Raw genomic sequence first — 17,885 nt, forward strand, 5'->3', positions numbered from 1 at the left:
CGTTACTTCCTGCGGATCAGGTCGACACGGCCGGTCGAGCGGGCCGCGCCCGCCGCGTGGCGCAGGGCGTCGATGGCCTCGCCGCCGTCGGCCTGCTTGCCGTGGGTGAGTTCGTTGGTGGGGCCCAGCGCCCGGATGCGCTCGCGATAGCTGACCGGCGCCCAGTGGCCCTCGGACGGCGTCAGGTCGATCGGATAGACGTCGACCACCACGGTGGGCTGGCCCTTGCCGGTGGCGACGGCGGCCTCGACGGCCGCGTCGTCATTGTCGAACAGCTGGGCGTCGCCGAAGGCCTCGACCCACTGGCCGGACTTCCAGAACACGACTTCGCCGTCGAGCAGGCGGTTGGCGGTGATGGCTTTCATGAGCGCGAGCTCCGCTCGAACAGGGAATCGGGAAGGACCAGATCGACGGTCGCGGGCGCGACCTCGGCCATCGCCATGACCTCGCCGACCATCAGCAGCGCGGGGCCTTTCAGGCCCTCGGCGGCGACGGCCAGACCGGCCAGGGTGGTCAGGATGCGGCGCTCGTTGGCGCGGCTGGCGTTCTCGACGATCAGCGCGGGGGTGGACGCCGCGCGGCCGGCGTCGATCAGCCGACCGGCGATCAGACCGGCGGTCGAGACGCCCATATAGACCACGACGGTCTGGTTGGGCCGGGCCAGCGACGCCCAGTCCAGATCGGGTTCGCCATGCGCGGCGTGGCCGGTGACGAAGGTGACGGCCTGCGCGCTGCCGCGATGGGTCAAGGGCGCGCCGGCGCCGGCCGAGGCGGCTAGGGCGGCGGTGATCCCGGGCACCACATGGCAGACCACGCCCGCCTCGCGGCAGGCGGCCAGTTCCTCGCCGCCGCGCCCGAACAGGAACGGATCGCCGCCCTTGAGGCGCACGACGGTCAGGCCGTCGAGTGCCAGGGCGACCAGCAGCTGGTTGATGTCGTCCTGCGGCAGGGTGTGGCGCGACTTGCGCTTGGCGACGTTGATCCGCTGGGCGCTGGCGGGCGCCAGATCGAGGATCTCGTCGGAGACCAGCCCGTCATGCACGATGACGTCGGCGGCCTGCAGGGCCTTCAGCGCCTTGATCGTCAGCAGGTCCGGATCGCCGGGCCCCGCCCCGACCAGATGCACGACGCCCGGCGCGCGCGCGGTCTCGCCCCCGCCGAGAACGACGAGGCCTGACTTGCGATTACGGACCGGAAGCCGGGACATGGGTATCAGAACCTCTATCAACGCAGTCGGGATAAAACCCTGGAATGCAAGACGGGGCCGTTCCGAAGAACGGCCCCTCTCTTGGCTTTGAGGAAAGACGGGGCGGACCTTGCGGACCGCCCCGCGCGCGCCAGCCGGTGAAAAGGGCCAATCCACCAGCGAGCCCTTGCAAACTGGTCGCGGGCGGTCCAATTCGCAAACAAGGACTTCTGCCGAGGCGTTCAGTAAAACTCATGGAAAGACAGAACGAGCGCCGTAGGCTTCCCCCGTTGAATGCCCTTCGGGCATTCGAGGCTGCAGCCCGCCACCTGAACTTCAGCCGCGCCGCCGACGAGCTTTCGGTGACCCCCGGCGCCGTCAGCCAGCAGATCCAGAACCTGGAAGACTATGTCGGAGCTGCCCTGTTCAAGCGCACGCCCAAGGGCCTGCTGCTGACCGATGCGGCCCAGACCGCCCTGCCCGCCCTGCGCGAGGCCTTCGATCGCCTGGCCGAGGCCGCGTCCTTACTGACCGCCGCCGTCGACGGCCGCCGCCTGACCCTGACGGCCGCTCCCTCCTTCGCCGCCAAGTGGCTGGTGCCGCGCCTGGGCAAGTTCGAGCAGGCCCAGCCCCAGGTCGATGTCTGGCTGTCGGCCGGTATGGAAGTGGTCGATTTCGCGGCCGGCGAGGTTGATCTGGCGATTCGCTACGGCTCGGGCCGTTATCCGGGTCTTGAGGTCATCCGCCTGCTCAGCGAGACGGTGGTGCCGGTGGTCAGCCCGAGCCTGCTGGCCGAAAATCCACTCGCGGCGCCAGAGGATCTCTCACACCACATCCTGCTGCACGACGGCTCGCCCGACGCCGACGACAGCTGCCCTGACTGGGCCATGTGGCTGGCGGCGCGCGGCCTGCGCAGCATCGACGGCTCGCGCGGCCCCCGCTTCAACCAGTCCAGCATGGTCATCGAAGCCGCCGCCAACGGCCGCGGCGTGGCCCTGGCCAAGCGCACCCTGGCCCAGGCCGATCTGGACGCCGGACGCCTGGTGATCCCGTTCGAGATGGCCACGGCGGTCGACTTTGCCTATTACGTCGTCCATCCCAAGGCCAAGGGACGACTGCCTCAGGTGAAGGCCTTCGTCGCCTGGCTCAAGGACGAGGCCGCCGCGCACGAGGCGGCGCTCCTCACGATGGACAACGGCGCGGGTATCTAGGGTTTCATGGTCAAGACGAATATCGAGGTCGGCGAACGGCTGGTTCCCGACGACTGCCAGACCATGCTTGACGTGCGTCAGGGCGTCGACGCCCTGGACCGCGCCCTGGTGGCGCTGCTGACCGAACGCCAGGGCTATATGGCCGCCGCCGCCCGCATCAAGGCCGACCGCTCCAAGGTCTTCGACCGCGCGCGGATCGAGGACGTGGTGACCAAGGTCAAGGCCGCCGCCCGCGAGACCGGCCTGTCCGAATCCATCGCCGAGCCGGTGTGGCGCACCCTGATCGACCGCTGCATCGCCTATGAGTACGACAGCTGGGACAAGACGAAGGGCTGAGGCGCGAACCTCAGCCCCGCTGATCCTACCTATTCCCGCCGATCAGGTCGCCCAGGCCGCCCAGCAGCGAGCCTTCGCCCTGGTTGCCGCCCTGTCCGCCCGCCGCCTGCATCATCCGGCCGGCCAGGCGCGAGAACGGCAGCGACTGGATCCAGACCTTTCCGGGACCGCGCAGGCGGGCGAAGAACAGGCCCTCGCCGCCGAACAGCACGCTCTTGACCCCGCCGGCCATCACCAGATCGAAGTCGACGCCGGGGGTGTAGGCGGCCAGACAGCCGGTATCGACGTGCAGCTCTTCGCCCGGCGCCAGCTCGCGCTCGACCAGGGTTCCACCCATCTGGACGAACACCCAGCCGTCGCCTTCCAGTTTCTGCATGATGAAGCCTTCGCCGCCGAACAGGCCGGTCATCATCCGCTTCTGGAAGTGGATGCCGATCGACACGCCGCGCGCGGCGGCCAGGAAGCTGTCCTTCTGGCAGATCAGGGTTCCCCCCAGTTGCCCCAGGTTCAGCGGCAGGATTGACCCCGGCGTCGGCGACGCGAAGGCCACCCGCGCCTTGCCTTGGCCGGTATGGGTGAAGACGGTCGTGAACAGGCTCTCGCCGGTGATCAGGCGCTTGCCCGCGCCCAGCAGCTTGCCCATGAAGCCGCCGCCCTGGTCGCCCGCACCGTCGCCGAACACGGTGGTCATCTCGATGCTGGCGTCTTTCCAGACGAAGGCGCCGGCTTCGGCGATGGCGCTCTCGCCCGGATCCAGCTCGATCTCGACGAACTGGAGCTCCTGCCCCTTGATGTCGAAGTCGATGTCGTCGGCGACATTGGCGTTGCGCTGGTGGTGCCAGGGGCTGGGGGGCATGGGAAAGGCTCCTTTGAACGAGCGCCTAATCTAGAACGCCGACTCTCCTCTCCCAAGACCCCGACGCGCCCTGCCTGTTGACGCTTGGCGCGGATCGCGCACCATCGCGCCATGATCCGCACCATCCTCCCCTGGGCCCTGGTTCTGACCGCCGGCGCCTTCGCGCTGCAGTGGCTGGAATACCAGTACGTGGTGCGCGCCTTCTCGCGAGAGATCTATGTCGCCGTCATCGGCGCGGCCTTCGCCGTGGGCGGGGTCTGGGTGGGCTGGAAGCTGGCCTCGCGCCACGCGCCGCAAGCCTTCTCGCGCAACACCGCCGCCGTGAAGTCCCTTGGCCTGACCGGTCAGGAAGTCCGCGTGCTGGAACGGCTGGCCGAGGGTCAGTCCACCAAGGAGATCGCCCTGACCCTGGGCCTGTCACCCAACACCGTGAAGACCCACCTGGCCAACCTGTTCGGCAAGCTGGAGGTCCGGCGTCGCACCCAAGCGATCCACAAGGCCCGCGACCTGCAGCTGATTCCATGAGGCCCAAACGGCTGAGAAGGTCGATTTCACCCTTTTGGGTGATGGCGCCGCCTTTCTCCAGTCCGCACGCTCGGTGTCTGTTCATCACAACACGAAAGACCAGCTCGCCATGCTCCGCATCATCCTGACCCACGGCCTCGTCGCCGGCCTTGTGACCATCGCCGGCATCATCGGCACGATCCTGTGGAATGGCGACGCGCCGCACTCGAACGTGTGGCTGGGCTATCTGATCATGCTGGTGGCCCTGTCGGCGATCCTGGTGGGGATCAAGCAGTATCGCGACCAGACCCTGGGCGGCGTCATCGGTTTCTGGCGCGCCGTGCAGGTGGGCCTGAGCATCGCCGTGATCGCCGGCCTGGCCTATGTGCTGATCTGGGAAGTCTATCTGGCCCTGACGAACTACACCTTCATGGAGCGCTATGTGGCCACCACCCTGGAGGCCAAGCGCGCCGCCGGCGTCACCGGCGCGGCCTATGACAAGCTGGCCAGGGAGATGCAGGGCATGGTCGAGATGTACCGCAATCCCCTGCTGCGCATGCCGATGACCTTCGCCGAGATCTTCCCGGTCGGCCTGCTGGTCACGCTGGTCAGCGCGGCCCTGTTGCGCAACCCGCGCTTCCTGCCGGCCAGGGCGCGGCCGTTGAAGGCCTAGCCCTTCAACGACTTCAGCATCTGCTCATGGGCGTAGGCGGCGATGTCCATGAGCGCCGCGTCCAGGGCCGTCCTGACCGCCTCCAGGCTCTCCTGACCCTCCTCGACGCCCTCGCAGACATCGCCCAGTGAAAACGCTCCCACGCCCCGCGCCGCGCCCTTGACGGTGTGGACCGCGTCGCGCCAGCCGGCATGGGCCGGATCGAGCATGGGGGCCCACATGGCGGCCTGTTCGCGGAACAAGGCCAGCACCTCGTCGACCACCCCGGAATCGCCTGCGGCGAACCCTTCCAGATAGGCGAAATCGACCGCGCCGCTGATGTCTCGTCTGGCCACGAAATAGTCCCTTGCGTTCCAGGAATCTTTGCGTATGTTCCGCGCCTCGCCGCCGGGGCAGTCAAGTGCTTCGGACCGAGCGGGCGCATAGCTCAGTTGGTAGAGCAGCTGACTCTTAATCAGCGGGTCGTAGGTTCGAATCCTACTGCGCCCACCACTTTCCGCTTAAATTTCCACGACTTGGAATTTCCCCTCTGGGGAAGCGCGGACGGCTGCGCCGTCTCTGACGACGCCTGGAACGGCAAACTTTTCAAACCGGCCTCCGCTGGTGGCGCGCTGGCGCCCTGCACGCGCCTCCGGTACGCCGCCCCGCCGAAAAACACCAGACGCGGCGCCTGACGCTGCCCCGAGCCCTCAGGCTCCCGACGCCGCGCCCAGCCAGCCGACGGCGTCGCGCAGTCTCTGACGATCGGCGATCCGCACATCCGCGCCCTGCACCGTCACGCCATGCGGCGCGAGCGCGACCAGGGTTCGCGACAGATTTTCCGGCGTCATCCCCAACAGCGACGCCAGCAAATGCTTGGAATGGGGCAGCCGGACCTCGGCTTCGTCGCCCGGCGCGGACGGCAGCGACAGCAGATAGTCCGCGAGGCGTTCCTGGGCGCAGCGCAGGCGCTGGGCCGCGGCGGTCGCGACCATGCCCTGATAGGCGCCGGCCAGCGCCGAAGCGACATTCGCCGCAAAGCGCGCGTCTCGCGCAACAACGTCGAGGAACAGCGCCCGGGGCAGGAACATCACCCTGCAACGCTCGGCCGCCCGCCACGACACCAGGGGGCTGGACCGCGCCATGACGCAGGCCAGGTTCAGCGCCTGGGGCGCGGAGACCACGGCCAGCACCGCGCGACGACCGTCGTCATCGATGCTCAGGGCCGCCGCCCCCTCGCACAGCACGATCAGCCCGTCGCCTCCGGCGGAGTCGATCACCGCCTCGCCCTTTTCGAAAGTCCGCACAGTCGCGGCTCCCTGCAGCGCCATCCGGTCGGCCGGAGCAAGGTCGGCGAAAAGAAACAGCCCGGCAAAGGCGTCGCTCCGCGCCCGGCGCGCGCGGCCTGCCGTCCGCCGAACGGCGACGTCGAGACTGTCGGCCTGGACCGTCATGCCAGTTTCCGGGAGCTGGGCGTCTCGGCGCGCAGGCGCTGCAAGCCCCCGCCAAGGCGCTGGATATTGACGCTGTTGACGACGAGCGCCTCGCGCAGGGCCTCGCTGTTTGGTCCCGAAAAACGAACCATCACCCCGCCATTGGCGGTGCGGTCGACAAAGCCGTCGTGCTCGAGGCGCAGCACCTGGCGCCTTGTGGTTTCGACCGACATGCTCAGGGCCCTGGCGATCGACGACAGGCTGACAGGCCGGCGCTGGTCGTCATCGGCGGACGGGATCCGGCCCGGGTCCTGAGTGTTGCGCAGGTGCTGCGACGAGGCCTGGAGGGCGGTCAGATAGATCAGGCCCCGGGAAACGTCTCCGCCAAACAACGACCCCAGGATCGCGACCGAGCGCAGCAGATAGTCCGCGCCCAGATCGAGATGACGCCGTTCGAGCGGTAAAGAGGATGGGGTTGGCATCGACAGTCTCCCTGCCGCAAGCTTGCCCTGTCCGGGCGCGCGCGAATTGATCGGCGTCAAGCGGCGGCGCGACCAAACCGCTCAACCCCTCGTCTGGGACGCTGAGCTAGATGACCTTGGAGAATCCAGCGCCCTTGGCCGACCGGCGGTCGAACACCTGGGCCACGAGACGCACATAGGCGCGGCCGTGCTGGGTCGCCTCGACGACACCGCCGCGGACCACGGCCAGGCCCTCCTGAACCAGCCCCTGCAGGGCGACCAGATCATCGGCGAACACCGACGCCTCGACCCCGTGCCGCTGGGCGACCTGGCCAAGATCGACGCTGAAATCGCACATCAGCCGCTCGATCACATCACCACGCAGGCGGTCATCGTCGGTCAGCACCAGACCTCGGGACACCGGCAAACGGCCCTCGGCGATCGCGGTGCGCCACGCGACCTCGGGCGGCAGGTTCTGCACAAAGCCCTGCGGGAGACGGCCGATCGACGAGGCCCCAAAGCCCAAAAGGGTGGGACAGGAATCGGTCGTATAGCCCTGGAAATTGCGGCGCAGCACGCCGTCAGCCTTGCTGACGGCCAGGGCGTCGTCCGGAAGAGCGAAATGGTCGATGCCGATGGCGACATACCCCTCGCTGACCAGCCGTTCGGCCGCCGACTGGCTCTGCTCCAGCCGGGCCTCGGAGCCGGGAAGCTCATCCTCGGGCAGCAGGCGCTGATGCGGCTTGGCCCATGGCACGTGGGCATAGCCAAACAGCGCGATGCGCTCGGGCCGCAGGGTCAGGACCGCGTCCAGGGTCGAGCGCACATCCGCCGTGGTCTGGCGCGGCAGGCCGTACATCAGGTCCAGGTTGATCGAGCCCACGCCGGCGGCGCGCAGCCAGCCGACCGCCCGCGCCACGGTCTCGAAGGGTTCGATGCGGTTGACGGCGTCCTGGACATGCGGCGCCAGGTCCTGAACGCCCAGGCTGGCGCGCGTCAGGCCGTGGAAGGCCGCCGCCCGAACCCAGCTTTCCGTCAGGGTGGCCGGGTCGAGCTCGGCCGAGATCTCGATCCCCGGCGCGAAGCGGAAGACGTGCTTGAGCGCGCCAAACAGCCGGACCAGATCGTCACGCGACAGCATGTTGGGCGTGCCGCCGCCCAGATGCAGCGCGCCGGCGGTCAGGCGGCCCGGCAGTCGCGCCTCCACCAGCGCCAGCTCCTCGATCAGGTTCTCGACATAGTCGCTGATCAGGCTGGCCTTCTTGACCACGCGGGTATGGCATCCGCAGTACCAGCACAGCCGCGCGCAGAACGGCACGTGGACATACAGCGACACCCGCTCGGCGGGGTCCAGCGCTGCCAGCCACTGGCCATAGACATCGCCGTCGACGGCGTCGGAGAATTGCAGGGCGGTCGGATAGCTGGTGTAGCGCGGGGCCCGGCTGTCGCGAACGTCGAACGCCGACGGGCGGCGCGCGACGACAGGCTCGGCGGCGGCGTCTTTTGTCAGCGTGGCGATCATGATCAGGGCTCCTTGCGTCGCCCGTGACTGTTCCACGCCGTCGGTCGGCCGACCGTGATCTGGATCAATCGCCGCGCGGCGGCGGCAGGTCTTCCAGATGGTCGTAGAGGATCCGTTCGGCGTCGCCCTTGGGGTCGTCGTACTGGCCCGATCGCATCGTCCACAGAAAGGCCGCCAGGCCCAGCGCGCCCAGCGCCACCGATGCGGGGGCCAGGAACAGCAGGATCGTCATTTGGGCATCCTGACCGTACTGGGCCGCAGGGCGTTGAGCAGGACGATGATCGACGAGCCCGACATCGCCAGGGCGGCGATGAACGGGTTGAGCAGACCGGCGATGGCCGCCGGGGCCGCCACGAGGTTGTAGAGCGCCGAGAAGGCGAAGTTCTCCAGCGCCCGTCGCCGGGCCGTGCGCGCCGTCGCGATGGCGTCGATCACCACCGACAGGGCCTGCCCCGTGAACACCAGGTCGGCCGCGCTCTGGGCCGCGTCGACCGCCGCCGACGGCGCCATCGAGGCGTGAGCCCGCGCGAGGGCCGCGGCGTCGTTGAGACCGTCGCCCACCATCAGGACACGCCGGCCCGAAGCCTTGAGCGCGTCAATGGCCGCCGATTTCTCGAAGGGCGTCAGGCCCGCACGCCACTCCGAGGCGTCCAGACCCACGGCCCGGGCCACGCGCTCGACCGGCCCGGCCAGATCGCCGGACAGGATCTCGACTGTCAGCCCCATGGCCTTGAGGCCGGCGATCGTGCTGGCCGCGTCGGCGCGAGGCTGGTCCTCGAATACAAAGCGGATCTTCACGTCGTCCTCGAAGCCGAACCACAGCTCGGTCTCCAGCGCGCCCTCGCTGTGCAGGCCCACGAAGGCGGCCCGGCCCAGCCGCGCGCGCCGGCCGTCGATCACCCCTTCGACGCCCTGACCGGGGGTCTCGACGCAATCGTCGGCGACAACGCCAAGGCCGGCGGCCGCGGCCATGGCCCGCGCCAGCGGATGACGCGAGCCGCGCGCCAGAGGGGCGGCCATGGCGACCAGATGGGCCGGCGCATCGAGCAGCCGGGGCTGGCCCTCGGTCAGCACGCCGGTCTTGTCGAACACCACATGGTCAACCTCGGCCAGCCGCTCCAGCGCGGCTCCCGACTTGACCAGCACGCCCCGGCGGAAGAGCCGGCTGCTGGCGGCGATCTGGACGGCCGGCACCGCCAGACCCAGGGCGCAGGGACAGGTGACGATCAGCACGGCGGCGGCCCGCAGCAGCGCCTCGCGCGGACCCAGGCCCAGAGCCCATCCGCCCACGAAGGTCAGGGCGGCCAGGGTATGGACGACGGGCACGTAGAGGGCGGCGGCCTTGTCGGCCAGACGCACATAGCGGGAGCGGCTTTGGGCGCCGGCCTCCATCAGCCGGCCGATCGCCGCCAGGGTGGAGTCCTCGCTGCGGGCGGTGGCCACCATGACCAGACGGCCGCTGAGATTGAGCGCGCCGGCGTGAACCCGGGCCCCGGCGGCGACGGAGACCAGGGCGGTCTCGCCGGTGATCAGGGCGTTGTCGAGTTCGGAGCCGCCGCTTTCGACGCGGCCATCCACGGGAATGCGGTCGCCGGGCGCGACCACCAGATGGTCGCCGACCCGCACATCCGCGATCGGCACGCCCTGCTCCAGCGGACCGACCAGACGCACGGCGAACGGCGTCTGCAGCGCCAGAAGATCACGCGCCGCCGACCGGGCGGTGTTGCGCAGCCGGTGATCCAGATAGCGCCCGATCAGCAGCAGGAACAGCAGGGTCACCGCCGCGTCGAAATAGGCGTGTTTCCCGCCCAGGATGGTCTCGGAGAAGCTGACGATCAGCGTCAGGATCACGCCGATCGAGATCGGCACGTCCATATTGGCCTTGCCGCGCCGCAGCGACGCCCAGGCCGAGCGGAAGAACGGCCGTCCCGCGAACAGCGCGCAGGGCGTGGCGACGATGGCGGCCATCCAGTACATCACTGTCAGGGTCGAGGCGTTCAGCTCCTGCCCGAACAGTCCCGCCCAGGCCGGGACGGTGAACATCATCACATTGCCCGCGCCGAAGCCGGCGACGCCCAGGGCCACGGCCAGCTCGCGGCCCTCGCGGTCCTGCGCGGCGGCGGCTTCGGTCGGATCGTACAGGCAGGCGCGATAGCCCAGCCCCTCGACCACCTCGACCACCCGATCGGGATTGGCCGACACGGCCTTCAGATCCACGGCCAGCTTGCCGGTCGTCAGGTTCAGGCGCGCGCCTTCGACCCCCGGCAGGGCCCCGACAGCCTTTTCGATCTTGCCGATGCAGGCGGCGCAGCGAGCGCCGTTGACCAGCAGCTCCAGCCGTCCCTTGCCCGCGGCGTCGCGGCGGACGAAGGCCTCGAGATCGCGTGGGATGGCCAGGGCCGGGGTCATGGGGTCACCAGCCGGCTTTCGATCTCGAACTGGTCCTGGGCGTTGCGGGCGGTGGCGCGCAGATCCCAGGCGCCGTCCAGCCGGGCCGCGGCGCGATACCAGCCATCGCCCGTCGGTTTGAAGTTCAGGGTCTGGCGCCCCACTTCCGTGGCAGGGCGGTCCAGGGTCCCGGTCAGCGACAGGGTCGAGAGCGGCTGACCGGCCTTGTCGGTCATCCGCAAGGCCACGACGCCCGGCTCGGGGCGCTCGATCACGGCGGTCCAGCCCAGGGCCTCCTCGCGCTGGCGCTGGGCCAGGGTGCGGTTGAAGGCCAGCCCGGCCTCATACGGGTTGGAGGCCACCTCGCCCGAGAAGCTGCGATAGGCCTTGACGATGAACAGCGTGTCCACGGCGATGATAATGACAAAGAACAGCACCATCCCCGCCAGCACGTGCCAGCCGGTGATGGCGCCCTTGGCGGGGGGGATCGGAGAGGATGCGGCCTGGGTCATTTCGGGTTCGCGGCTCCGGAAAGGAAGACGGTCTTGGCCTCGGTCTGGATGTCGCCCGAGCGGACGACAAAGCGGCCCGGAAGGCTGTGCGGACGTTCGGGGTCGGCCGGTCCGGTGACGAACACCCGCACGGCCACGACCTCGTCGGCGGGCACCAGGACGCCGACGCTGGCGCCCAGCGGACGTCCCGGCTGGCTGAGGCGCGCCCCCTCCAGGCCGGCGAAGGCGATCTCGAAACGGCGGTCCTCGAAGGTGCGGTTGGCGATCTTCAGGGTATAGCCGTCACGCACCGCGCCATCGTGCATGCGCACGAAGATCGGGTTGCGGTCGCGGATGACATGGACGTCGGCCTTGGGCCGGCCGATCAGGGCCCAAAGGGTCAGGCCCGAGACCAGGGTCAGGGCCAGGGCGTAGTAGATCGTCCGGGGGCGGATAGGCTTGTAGACGGCCTTCTGGCCGCAGGCGCGGGCGGCGACGGCGGAGTCGGTGTCATAGGCGATCAGGCCGGTCGGGCGACCCAGGCGTCCCAGGATGTCATCGCAGGCGTCGACGCAGAGGCCGCAGTTGATGCATTCCAGCTGGCTGCCGTCGCGGATGTCGATACCCATGGGGCACACGACGACGCACTGGTGACAGTCGATGCAGTCGCCCCGTCCGTCCCAGGACTGGCCCTTCTTGTGAGGGCCGCGAGGCTCGCCGCGGTCGCGCAGATAGGCCACCTGCAGCGAGTGCTCGTCCAGCATGGCGCCCTGAATGCGGGGCCAGGGGCACATGTAGGTGCAGACCTGCTCGCGCATCCAGCCGGCGAAGACATAGGTGGTCGCCGTCAGCAGGGCGCAGGAGACATAGGCCGTCATCGCCCCCTGCCCGATCCAGAAGGTGCGGATCAGGGTCGGCGCGTCATGGAAATAGAAGATCCAGGCCCCGCCGGTGCCGAAGGCGATGCCCAGCCAGACCAGGTGCTTGCCGGTCTTTCGCCAGGCCTTGTCGAACGACATCGGCTGGGCGTCCAGGCGCATGCGGGCGTTGCGGTCGCCCTCGAACGCGCGCTCGACCACGATAAAGAGGTCGGTCCAGACCGTCTGCGGGCAGGCATAGCCGCACCAAAGCCGGCCAAACAGGGCCGTGACCAGGAACAGCGCCAGGGCCGAGATCACCAGCAGGCCGGTGAAGATATAGACTTCCTGCGGCCACAGCTGGATGTCGAAGAAGTAGAAGCGGCGTCCCGCGAAATCGACCAGCACCGCCTGTTGCGGCAGGTCGCCCGGCCGCGCCCAGCGGATCCAGGGCGTGATGTAGTAGATCGCCAGGGTGACGATCAGCAGCGCCCACTTGATCGTGCGCCAGCGACCATGCACCAGCTTGGGATAGATCGGCTCGCGCGGCTTGTAGAGGCCGCCCTTGGCGTCTCCCTTGCCCTTGGCCCGGGCGGCGGCCGAGACCGTCGCCCGGGTGTCAGACTTGGGACGGGTGTTGTCGATGAGGGTGGGCATGGGCCCTACTGACCGCCCGCGTTGGCGTGGACATAGACCGTGAGGGCCTTGATGGTTTCCGGGCTCAGACGACCGCCCCAGGCGGGCATGACGCCACCCTTGCCGGCGTAAATCTGCCCGCTGATGGCCGCGCGATCGGACCCATAGAGCCAATCGGCGTCCGTCAGGTTGGGGGCGCCGAGCGCCTGAATCCCGCGACCGTCCGCGCCGTGGCAGGCAACGCACTGGATGGCGTAGACGGGCGCGGCGCGGGCGACGGCGGCGGTGTCGGCCGGACGTCCTGAAAGCTTCACGACATACTCTGTCATGTCGCTGATCTGGGCGGGCGGCAACAGTTGGTCGCGACCGAAGGCGGGCATCTGTGACATGCGCGTCTGGGCGTGATCGGCGCGAACGCCGACCTGCAGGGTGTGCTGGATATCCTGCAACGTACCGCCCCAAAGCCAGACGTCGTCGCGCAGGTTGGGATAGCCCGTCCCACCGGTGCCGCCGATGCCGTGGCAGGTGGCGCAGTTGTCGCCAAAGACCGACTGTCCGACCTGTTGCGCATAGGCCTGGAGTTCAGGATCCTTTTCGATCTGCTCAAGGCTGGCTTTGCGCATCATCGTCGCGCCGGCGCCGCGATGGACGTCGAGCGCCGCCAGCTCGCTGGTCACATTGACCCGGTCGGACTGACCCAGCACGCCCTTGGTGTAGCCATGCAGGCCCGGCCAGGCCGGCATCAGGATCATGTAGACCACCGCGAAGGCGATGCAGCCGTACCAGGTCCACAGCCACCAGCGCGGCAGGGGGTTGTCGAGCTCACGGATGCCGTCCCACTCGTGCCCGGTGGTTTCGACGCCGGTGACGTCGTCGGTTTCGCGTTCGGACGCCATCAGAGCATTTCCTCGTCATCCAGCGGCATGCGCGCGGCATGCTGGAATTCCGCCTTCTTGGAAGGCCACAGGGCGTAGGCGACGCCCGCCAGGAAGATCAGGCCGAAATAGATCAGCCCCGCCTGCTGGGAGAACCGCGCCACGGTTTCGTAGGAGAGTCCGCTCATCGTTGGTTCTCCGGAGCCTGGGCCTTGTAGGATTTGAAATCGACCAGGGTGCCGAGCATCTGGAGATAGGCGATGGCGGCGTCCATTTCGGTGATCTTGTCGGGATTGCCGTCGAAGTCGCGGTTGACCACCTTGGCGCCGTAGCGCCCGCGCAGGCCCACCGCGTCGGTCGAGAAGGGATCGGCCTGGGCCTCGAGATCCTTCTTCGCGTTGGCGATCTCGTCCTTGGTGTAGGGGACGCCGACCGTGTGCAGGGCCTTCATCTTGTCGGCGATGTCGCTGTAATCCAGCTCCTTCTCGGCCAGGAACTTGTAGGGAGGCATGACGGACTCCGGCACGACCGACCGGGGATCGGTCATGTGGTCGCGGTGCCAGGAGTCGGAGTACTTGCCGCCCACGCGGGCCAGGTCGGGACCGGTGCGCTTGGACCCCCACTGGAACGGGTGGTCGTACATGCTCTCGGCCGCCAGGCTGTAGTGGCCGTAGCGTTCGACCTCGTCGCGCAGGGGACGGATCATCTGCGAGTGGCAGAGATAGCAGCCCTCACGCACATAGATGTCGCGGCCGGCCAGCTCGAGCGGGGTGTACGGACGCATGCCGTTGACCTTTTCGATCGTGCTTTGCAGCCAGAACAGCGGGGCGATTTCCACGAGCCCGCCGATCGAGACGACCACGAGGATGCCGACGACGAGCAGCAGAGAGTTCCGCTCGAACTTGGCGTGGTGTTTCCAGAGTGACATCGGGGACCTCAGGCGATCGCGGGAGCGAGGGCGGGCTGCGTCTGTTCAGACGTGGCTTCGGAAGGCATCAGGATCGTGCGCCAGATGTTGACGATCATGATCACGGCGCCGGCGAGGTACATCAGGCCGCCAACGGTGCGGATGACGTTCTCGACGTGCTTGGCGGAAACCGTCTCGATGAAGCTGTAGGCCAGGAAACCCTGGGGCGTGTATTCGCGCCACATCAGGCCTTCCATGATGCCCGACACCCACATCGCGGCGATGTAGAGCAGGATCCCGGTGGTCGCGATCCAGAAGTGCCACTCGATCAGCTTGTTCGAGAACATGCCGGCCTTCTTCCAGAGCCAGGGCACCATGCAGTAGATGGCGCCGAAGCTGATGAAGCCGACCCAGCCCAGGGCGCCGGAGTGCACGTGGCCGATGGTCCAGTCGGTGTAGTGGGAGAGCGCGTTGACCGCGCGGATCGACATCACCGGGCCTTCGAAGGTGCTCATGCCGTAGAAGGCGATCGACACCACCATCATCCGGACCACAGGGTCGGTGCGCAGCTTGTCCCAGGCGCCCGACAGGGTCATCAGGCCGTTGATCATGCCGCCCCAGGACGGCATCCACAGCATGATGGAGAAGGTCATGCCCAGGGTCTGGGCCCACTGCGGCAGCGCCGTGTAGTGCAGGTGGTGCGGGCCGGCCCAGATGTAGATGAAGATCAGCGCCCAGAAGTGCACGATCGACAGACGATAGCTGTAGACGGGCCGCTGAACGCGCTTGGGCACGAAGTAGTACATCATGGCCAGGAAGCCGGCGGTCAGGAAGAAGCCGACGGCGTTGTGCCCGTACCACCACTGGGTCAGGGCGTCCTGGACGCCGGAGAAAACGCCGTAGGACTTGTGGTTCAGCAGGCCGACGGGAACGCCGGCGTTATTGACCAGGTGCAGCAGGGCGATGGTGACGATGAAGGCCAGATAGAACCAGTTGGCCACATAGATATGCGGCTCCTTGCGCTTCCAGAGCGTGCCCAGGAAGACCAGCAGATAGGCCACCCAGACGATGGTCAGCCAGATGTCGACGTACCATTCGGGCTCGGCGTATTCCTTGCCCTGGGTCGCGCCCATCAGATAGCCGGTGGCGGCCATGACGATGAACAGCTGATAGCCCCAGAACACGAACCACGGGGCGATGCCCCCGGCCAGCCGGGCCTTGCAGGTGCGCTGCACGACCCAGAACGAGGTGGCGATCAGGGCGTTGCCGCCAAAGGCGAAGATCACCGCCGAGGTGTGCAGGGGCCGCAGGCGTCCGAAGTTCAGAAATCCCAGCTCGGGGAAGTAGAAGATCCGAGGCCAGGAAAGCTGGGCCGCGATCAGCACGCCCGCCGCGAGGCCTGCGGCGCACCAGAACATGGTGGCGATAACGCCGGCCTTGATGACGTTGTCGCTGTAGCGATCCGGCTGGTCCCGCAGGTTTCCAGAGGCCAGCCCCGCATTCAGGGCGAACGCCGCCAGCACCGCGGCCAGCGCGAAGGTCTCGGCCTGCAGCCTGAAGATCGGATCGTGACTGAGCCCAGCCCCCATGATGGCGAGGAAGGCGGTTACAACCGCGAAGGCGAGTAACACGGCCGAGCCGGCGGGCGGGCCTGTATCGGGGTGGGACGGGGCGGACATTCGGACTCCGTTCAGCGAACTTGGCCCTGCCTCACACGATTTGTTCGACCCCACTTTGATCCTTGTCAAAGCAGCGTTTAGCGGGGTGAATGACGATGGGCGTATTCCTGCGGAGTTGCCGATGCCGTTCCCTACCGTCCACATCTGGGGCAAGTCCCAGACTGCTCTCGCCGTGACGGCCCTGGTCAGCTGGGGCGTGGCCCTGTGGCAGGCGGCGCCGCGCCTGATGGCGGGCCCGATCTGTAGCAGCGCCCAGGATATGTCGGTGCTGGCGGGTCACTGCCCCGCCTGCCCCGCCGCCCTTCTGATCAGTCTGGCGCTGCTGAGCAGCCTCGCCCTGCGCTGGCGCGACTCGCGCCGGCTGTCGCCCGCCCGGGCGGCCTCGGCGAGATGAGTGGCGTCGACGACCCGGAAACGGTCGTATTGCCGGTCTTTTCCGGTGGCGATGTGGTGCGGCTGTTCGCCGCAACCTACCTTCCGTTGTGCCGGTCGCTGGGCGCGGCCGGCGTCGTGGACACAAGCGTGCTGGCCCAAAAGATCACCGCCTGCGCGGTGACGGACGAGGGCTCGTCCTGGAGCGGTCTGGCCCTGGCCCTGGCCCACGTCCTGGAAGCCGACGCGCACAGCGCCTGAGACGGACGCGACGCCGGGCCCGATGAGCCCCTAGCGCAGTTGGCTCAATCCGCCGTCGATGACGCGCATCCCTAGCCTGCCGCGCGGCTCGCCCAGGTCGACATCCGACTCGACGAGCGGTCGCCGCAAGGTGAGCTGCAACGCCGCGACCATCGCCGCGCTGCCGGAATCCTCGTCTGGCTGAACATAGAACGACATGGCCCTGGCGATCGTGTCCCGCGCGACCACGCCCTCTGTCTCGAGCAATTCGCAAAGCGGCAGGAAGGTCGCGGCGAAAAGCTTGACCAGCTCCTCGGATGTGAAACTCACCTCGGCCAGTTGCTTGTCCGGTTCGCCCATACCCTTCGCTCCACCTTCAAGTCTGTTCGGACCGAAACGACCGGAAAGTCCGGAGCGCCTGACTGATCGCGTCGCAAAAATGAAACGCCAGCTGTCAAAGTATAGCACAGCCAAGGCCAGCCAAATCTGGCGATTTGTCACAGTTGACATATCCGGGCTGGAGCAAAATTTGCTTTCCAGGAATCAACAGCCCTTAAAAGTCTGGCGAGTGTCGAGGCCAATACCCAAAACGAGGCCATCACCCGGCCGTTAACTAAAGTTCTCGGCAATATCTTAAATCGACCTACGCTTAGGTCTTGGCAGGTTTGGGACATGCCATGCTGCCGTCAACCTTGATCAATCTCGATAAGGCGCGCGCGCTGATCGCCGACAGCAACGGCCAGGCGCAGGACATCCTCGCCTCGGTGCTGGCCGGGTTTGGCCTGCGCAACGTGGTGCGGGTCAACACCGGCCGCGAGGCCCAGGAAGAGTTGCGCGCCCGTCCGGTCGATCTGATCTTCACCGACGCCCAGATCAAGGATGTGGACGGCTATGATCTGATCGCCTGGCTCAGACGGCAGACCAACGAAACCCTGCGCCAGACGCCCGCGATCCTGGTGTCGGCCCACACACCCATGCGCGATGTGGTGCGCGCGCGCGATTGCGGCGCCAGCTTCATGGTGGCCAAGCCGCTGTCGCCCCAGGTTCTGCTGGAGCGCATTCTCTGGGTCGCCCGCTCGGACCGCGCCTTCATCGAATGTGATGTCTATGTCGGCCCCGATCGCCGGTGGCGGAACGCCGGCCCGCCCGTGGAATATCCCGACGGACGCCGTCGCGACGACCAGGCCGCCGAGATTGGCGAGCCCTCGGACGACAACCTTAGCCAGACCGAATTGGACCAGCTGGTCAAACCGCAGAGGACAGCCGCGTGAGCGAAGTC

23 protein-coding genes and 1 tRNA gene are annotated in these 17,885 nt (G+C 67.8%); 8 read left to right on the forward strand and 16 right to left on the reverse strand.

Annotated features, from left to right (window positions below; all coding sequences use genetic code 11):
• Positions 1-2: 2 nt before the first annotated feature.
• The gene (locus ACW17V_RS13790; protein WP_492105656.1) at positions 3-365 is read right to left on the reverse strand and encodes a DUF2849 domain-containing protein; all 363 of its coding nucleotides are present in this window, start codon (positions 363-365) and stop codon (positions 3-5) included.
• Complete coding sequence (gene cobA / locus ACW17V_RS13795) at positions 362-1,207, reverse strand: uroporphyrinogen-III C-methyltransferase (protein ID WP_492105657.1); 846 nt, start codon at positions 1,205-1,207, stop codon at positions 362-364. Before cobA ends, ACW17V_RS13790 begins: the two co-directional genes overlap by 4 nt.
• Positions 1,208-1,440: 233 nt before the next feature.
• On the opposite strand from cobA, the gene gcvA reads away from it, so the two are divergent.
• Together gcvA and ACW17V_RS13805 are read left to right on the forward strand one after the other, a co-directional pair.
• On the forward strand, positions 1,441-2,397 hold the full coding sequence (gene gcvA, locus ACW17V_RS13800; protein WP_492105658.1) for a transcriptional regulator GcvA: 957 nt from the start codon (positions 1,441-1,443) through the stop codon (positions 2,395-2,397).
• Positions 2,398-2,403: 6 nt separating this feature from the next.
• On the forward strand, positions 2,404-2,733 hold the full coding sequence (locus tag ACW17V_RS13805; protein ID WP_492105659.1) for a chorismate mutase: 330 nt from the start codon (positions 2,404-2,406) through the stop codon (positions 2,731-2,733).
• Positions 2,734-2,758: 25 nt separating this feature from the next.
• Here ACW17V_RS13805 and ACW17V_RS13810 read toward each other — a convergent pair whose 3' ends face one another.
• Positions 2,759-3,589 carry a TIGR00266 family protein gene (locus tag ACW17V_RS13810; RefSeq protein WP_492105660.1) on the reverse strand — a complete coding sequence of 277 codons (831 nt, stop codon included), beginning with the start codon at positions 3,587-3,589 and terminating at the stop codon, positions 2,759-2,761.
• Positions 3,590-3,700: 111 nt separating this feature from the next.
• Between ACW17V_RS13810 and ACW17V_RS13815 the strand changes: the two genes are divergently transcribed.
• Both ACW17V_RS13815 and ACW17V_RS13820 read left to right on the forward strand, forming a co-directional pair.
• Positions 3,701-4,114, forward strand: coding sequence for a helix-turn-helix transcriptional regulator (locus ACW17V_RS13815; RefSeq protein ID WP_492105661.1), 414 nt, complete (start codon positions 3,701-3,703; stop codon positions 4,112-4,114).
• A gap of 109 nt (positions 4,115-4,223) precedes the next feature.
• Positions 4,224-4,766 (forward strand): DUF4199 domain-containing protein, encoded by a 543-nt coding sequence (locus ACW17V_RS13820; RefSeq protein ID WP_492105662.1) that lies wholly within the window; start codon positions 4,224-4,226, stop codon positions 4,764-4,766.
• Here the strand turns inward: ACW17V_RS13820 and ACW17V_RS13825 are convergent.
• The gene (locus ACW17V_RS13825; protein WP_492105663.1) at positions 4,763-5,101 is read right to left on the reverse strand and encodes an Hpt domain-containing protein; all 339 of its coding nucleotides are present in this window, start codon (positions 5,099-5,101) and stop codon (positions 4,763-4,765) included. The two genes, ACW17V_RS13820 and ACW17V_RS13825, sit on opposite strands and share 4 nt — an antisense overlap.
• 81 nt (positions 5,102-5,182) lie before the next feature.
• Between ACW17V_RS13825 and ACW17V_RS13830 the strand changes: the two genes are divergently transcribed.
• A tRNA-Lys gene (locus tag ACW17V_RS13830) sits at positions 5,183-5,258 on the forward strand.
• Between the two features lie 197 nt (positions 5,259-5,455).
• Here the strand turns inward: ACW17V_RS13830 and ACW17V_RS13835 are convergent.
• The 11 genes from ACW17V_RS13835 to ccoN all read right to left on the reverse strand — a co-directional run bounded on the left by ACW17V_RS13835 (position 5,456) and on the right by ccoN (position 15,994).
• On the reverse strand, positions 5,456-6,199 hold the full coding sequence (locus ACW17V_RS13835; RefSeq protein ID WP_492105664.1) for a helix-turn-helix domain-containing protein: 744 nt from the start codon (positions 6,197-6,199) through the stop codon (positions 5,456-5,458).
• A complete protein-coding gene (locus ACW17V_RS13840; protein ID WP_492105665.1) occupies positions 6,196-6,660 on the reverse strand; it encodes a hypothetical protein in 465 nt (154 codons plus the stop codon). Before ACW17V_RS13840 ends, ACW17V_RS13835 begins: the two co-directional genes overlap by 4 nt.
• A 106-nt stretch (positions 6,661-6,766) precedes the next feature.
• Complete coding sequence (hemN, locus tag ACW17V_RS13845; RefSeq protein ID WP_492105666.1) at positions 6,767-8,161, reverse strand: oxygen-independent coproporphyrinogen III oxidase; 1,395 nt, start codon at positions 8,159-8,161, stop codon at positions 6,767-6,769.
• 64 nt (positions 8,162-8,225) lie between these two features.
• Entirely contained in the window at positions 8,226-8,393 is a 168-nt protein-coding gene (gene ccoS / locus ACW17V_RS13850) for a cbb3-type cytochrome oxidase assembly protein CcoS (protein WP_492105667.1), read from the reverse strand.
• The gene (locus ACW17V_RS13855) at positions 8,390-10,570 is read right to left on the reverse strand and encodes a heavy metal translocating P-type ATPase (protein ID WP_492105668.1); all 2,181 of its coding nucleotides are present in this window, start codon (positions 10,568-10,570) and stop codon (positions 8,390-8,392) included. The genes ccoS and ACW17V_RS13855 overlap by 4 nt, the downstream gene beginning before the upstream one ends.
• On the reverse strand, positions 10,567-11,061 hold the full coding sequence (locus ACW17V_RS13860) for a FixH family protein (protein ID WP_492105669.1): 495 nt from the start codon (positions 11,059-11,061) through the stop codon (positions 10,567-10,569). The genes ACW17V_RS13855 and ACW17V_RS13860 overlap by 4 nt, the downstream gene beginning before the upstream one ends.
• Positions 11,058-12,554 carry a cytochrome c oxidase accessory protein CcoG gene (gene ccoG / locus ACW17V_RS13865; protein ID WP_492105670.1) on the reverse strand — a complete coding sequence of 499 codons (1,497 nt, stop codon included), beginning with the start codon at positions 12,552-12,554 and terminating at the stop codon, positions 11,058-11,060. The genes ACW17V_RS13860 and ccoG overlap by 4 nt, the downstream gene beginning before the upstream one ends.
• A gap of 5 nt (positions 12,555-12,559) precedes the next feature.
• The gene (gene ccoP, locus ACW17V_RS13870) at positions 12,560-13,429 is read right to left on the reverse strand and encodes a cytochrome-c oxidase, cbb3-type subunit III (RefSeq protein WP_492105671.1); all 870 of its coding nucleotides are present in this window, start codon (positions 13,427-13,429) and stop codon (positions 12,560-12,562) included.
• A complete protein-coding gene (locus ACW17V_RS13875) occupies positions 13,429-13,596 on the reverse strand; it encodes a cbb3-type cytochrome c oxidase subunit 3 (protein ID WP_492105672.1) in 168 nt (55 codons plus the stop codon). The genes ccoP and ACW17V_RS13875 overlap by 1 nt, the downstream gene beginning before the upstream one ends.
• Positions 13,593-14,336, reverse strand: coding sequence for a cytochrome-c oxidase, cbb3-type subunit II (ccoO, locus tag ACW17V_RS13880; RefSeq protein ID WP_492105673.1), 744 nt, complete (start codon positions 14,334-14,336; stop codon positions 13,593-13,595). Before ccoO ends, ACW17V_RS13875 begins: the two co-directional genes overlap by 4 nt.
• Positions 14,337-14,344: 8 nt before the next feature.
• Positions 14,345-15,994, reverse strand: a complete 1,650-nt coding sequence (ccoN, locus tag ACW17V_RS13885; RefSeq protein WP_492105674.1) for a cytochrome-c oxidase, cbb3-type subunit I — start codon at positions 15,992-15,994, stop codon at positions 14,345-14,347.
• Between the two features lie 121 nt (positions 15,995-16,115).
• Between ccoN and ACW17V_RS13890 the strand changes: the two genes are divergently transcribed.
• Positions 16,116-16,388 carry a hypothetical protein gene (locus tag ACW17V_RS13890; RefSeq protein ID WP_492105675.1) on the forward strand — a complete coding sequence of 91 codons (273 nt, stop codon included), beginning with the start codon at positions 16,116-16,118 and terminating at the stop codon, positions 16,386-16,388.
• Between the two features lie 29 nt (positions 16,389-16,417).
• Positions 16,418-16,627, forward strand: coding sequence for a hypothetical protein (locus tag ACW17V_RS13895; protein ID WP_492105676.1), 210 nt, complete (start codon positions 16,418-16,420; stop codon positions 16,625-16,627).
• Positions 16,628-16,657: 30 nt separating this feature from the next.
• Here the strand turns inward: ACW17V_RS13895 and ACW17V_RS13900 are convergent, their stop codons facing one another.
• The gene (locus ACW17V_RS13900) at positions 16,658-16,966 is read right to left on the reverse strand and encodes a hypothetical protein (protein WP_492105677.1); all 309 of its coding nucleotides are present in this window, start codon (positions 16,964-16,966) and stop codon (positions 16,658-16,660) included.
• A gap of 317 nt (positions 16,967-17,283) precedes the next feature.
• Between ACW17V_RS13900 and ACW17V_RS13905 the strand changes: the two genes are divergently transcribed.
• The gene (locus ACW17V_RS13905; protein ID WP_492105678.1) at positions 17,284-17,877 is read left to right on the forward strand and encodes a response regulator; all 594 of its coding nucleotides are present in this window, start codon (positions 17,284-17,286) and stop codon (positions 17,875-17,877) included.
• Positions 17,878-17,885 lie beyond the last annotated feature (8 nt).

It is taken from the genome of Caulobacter sp. FV2ye17ST (assembly GCF_058680955.1).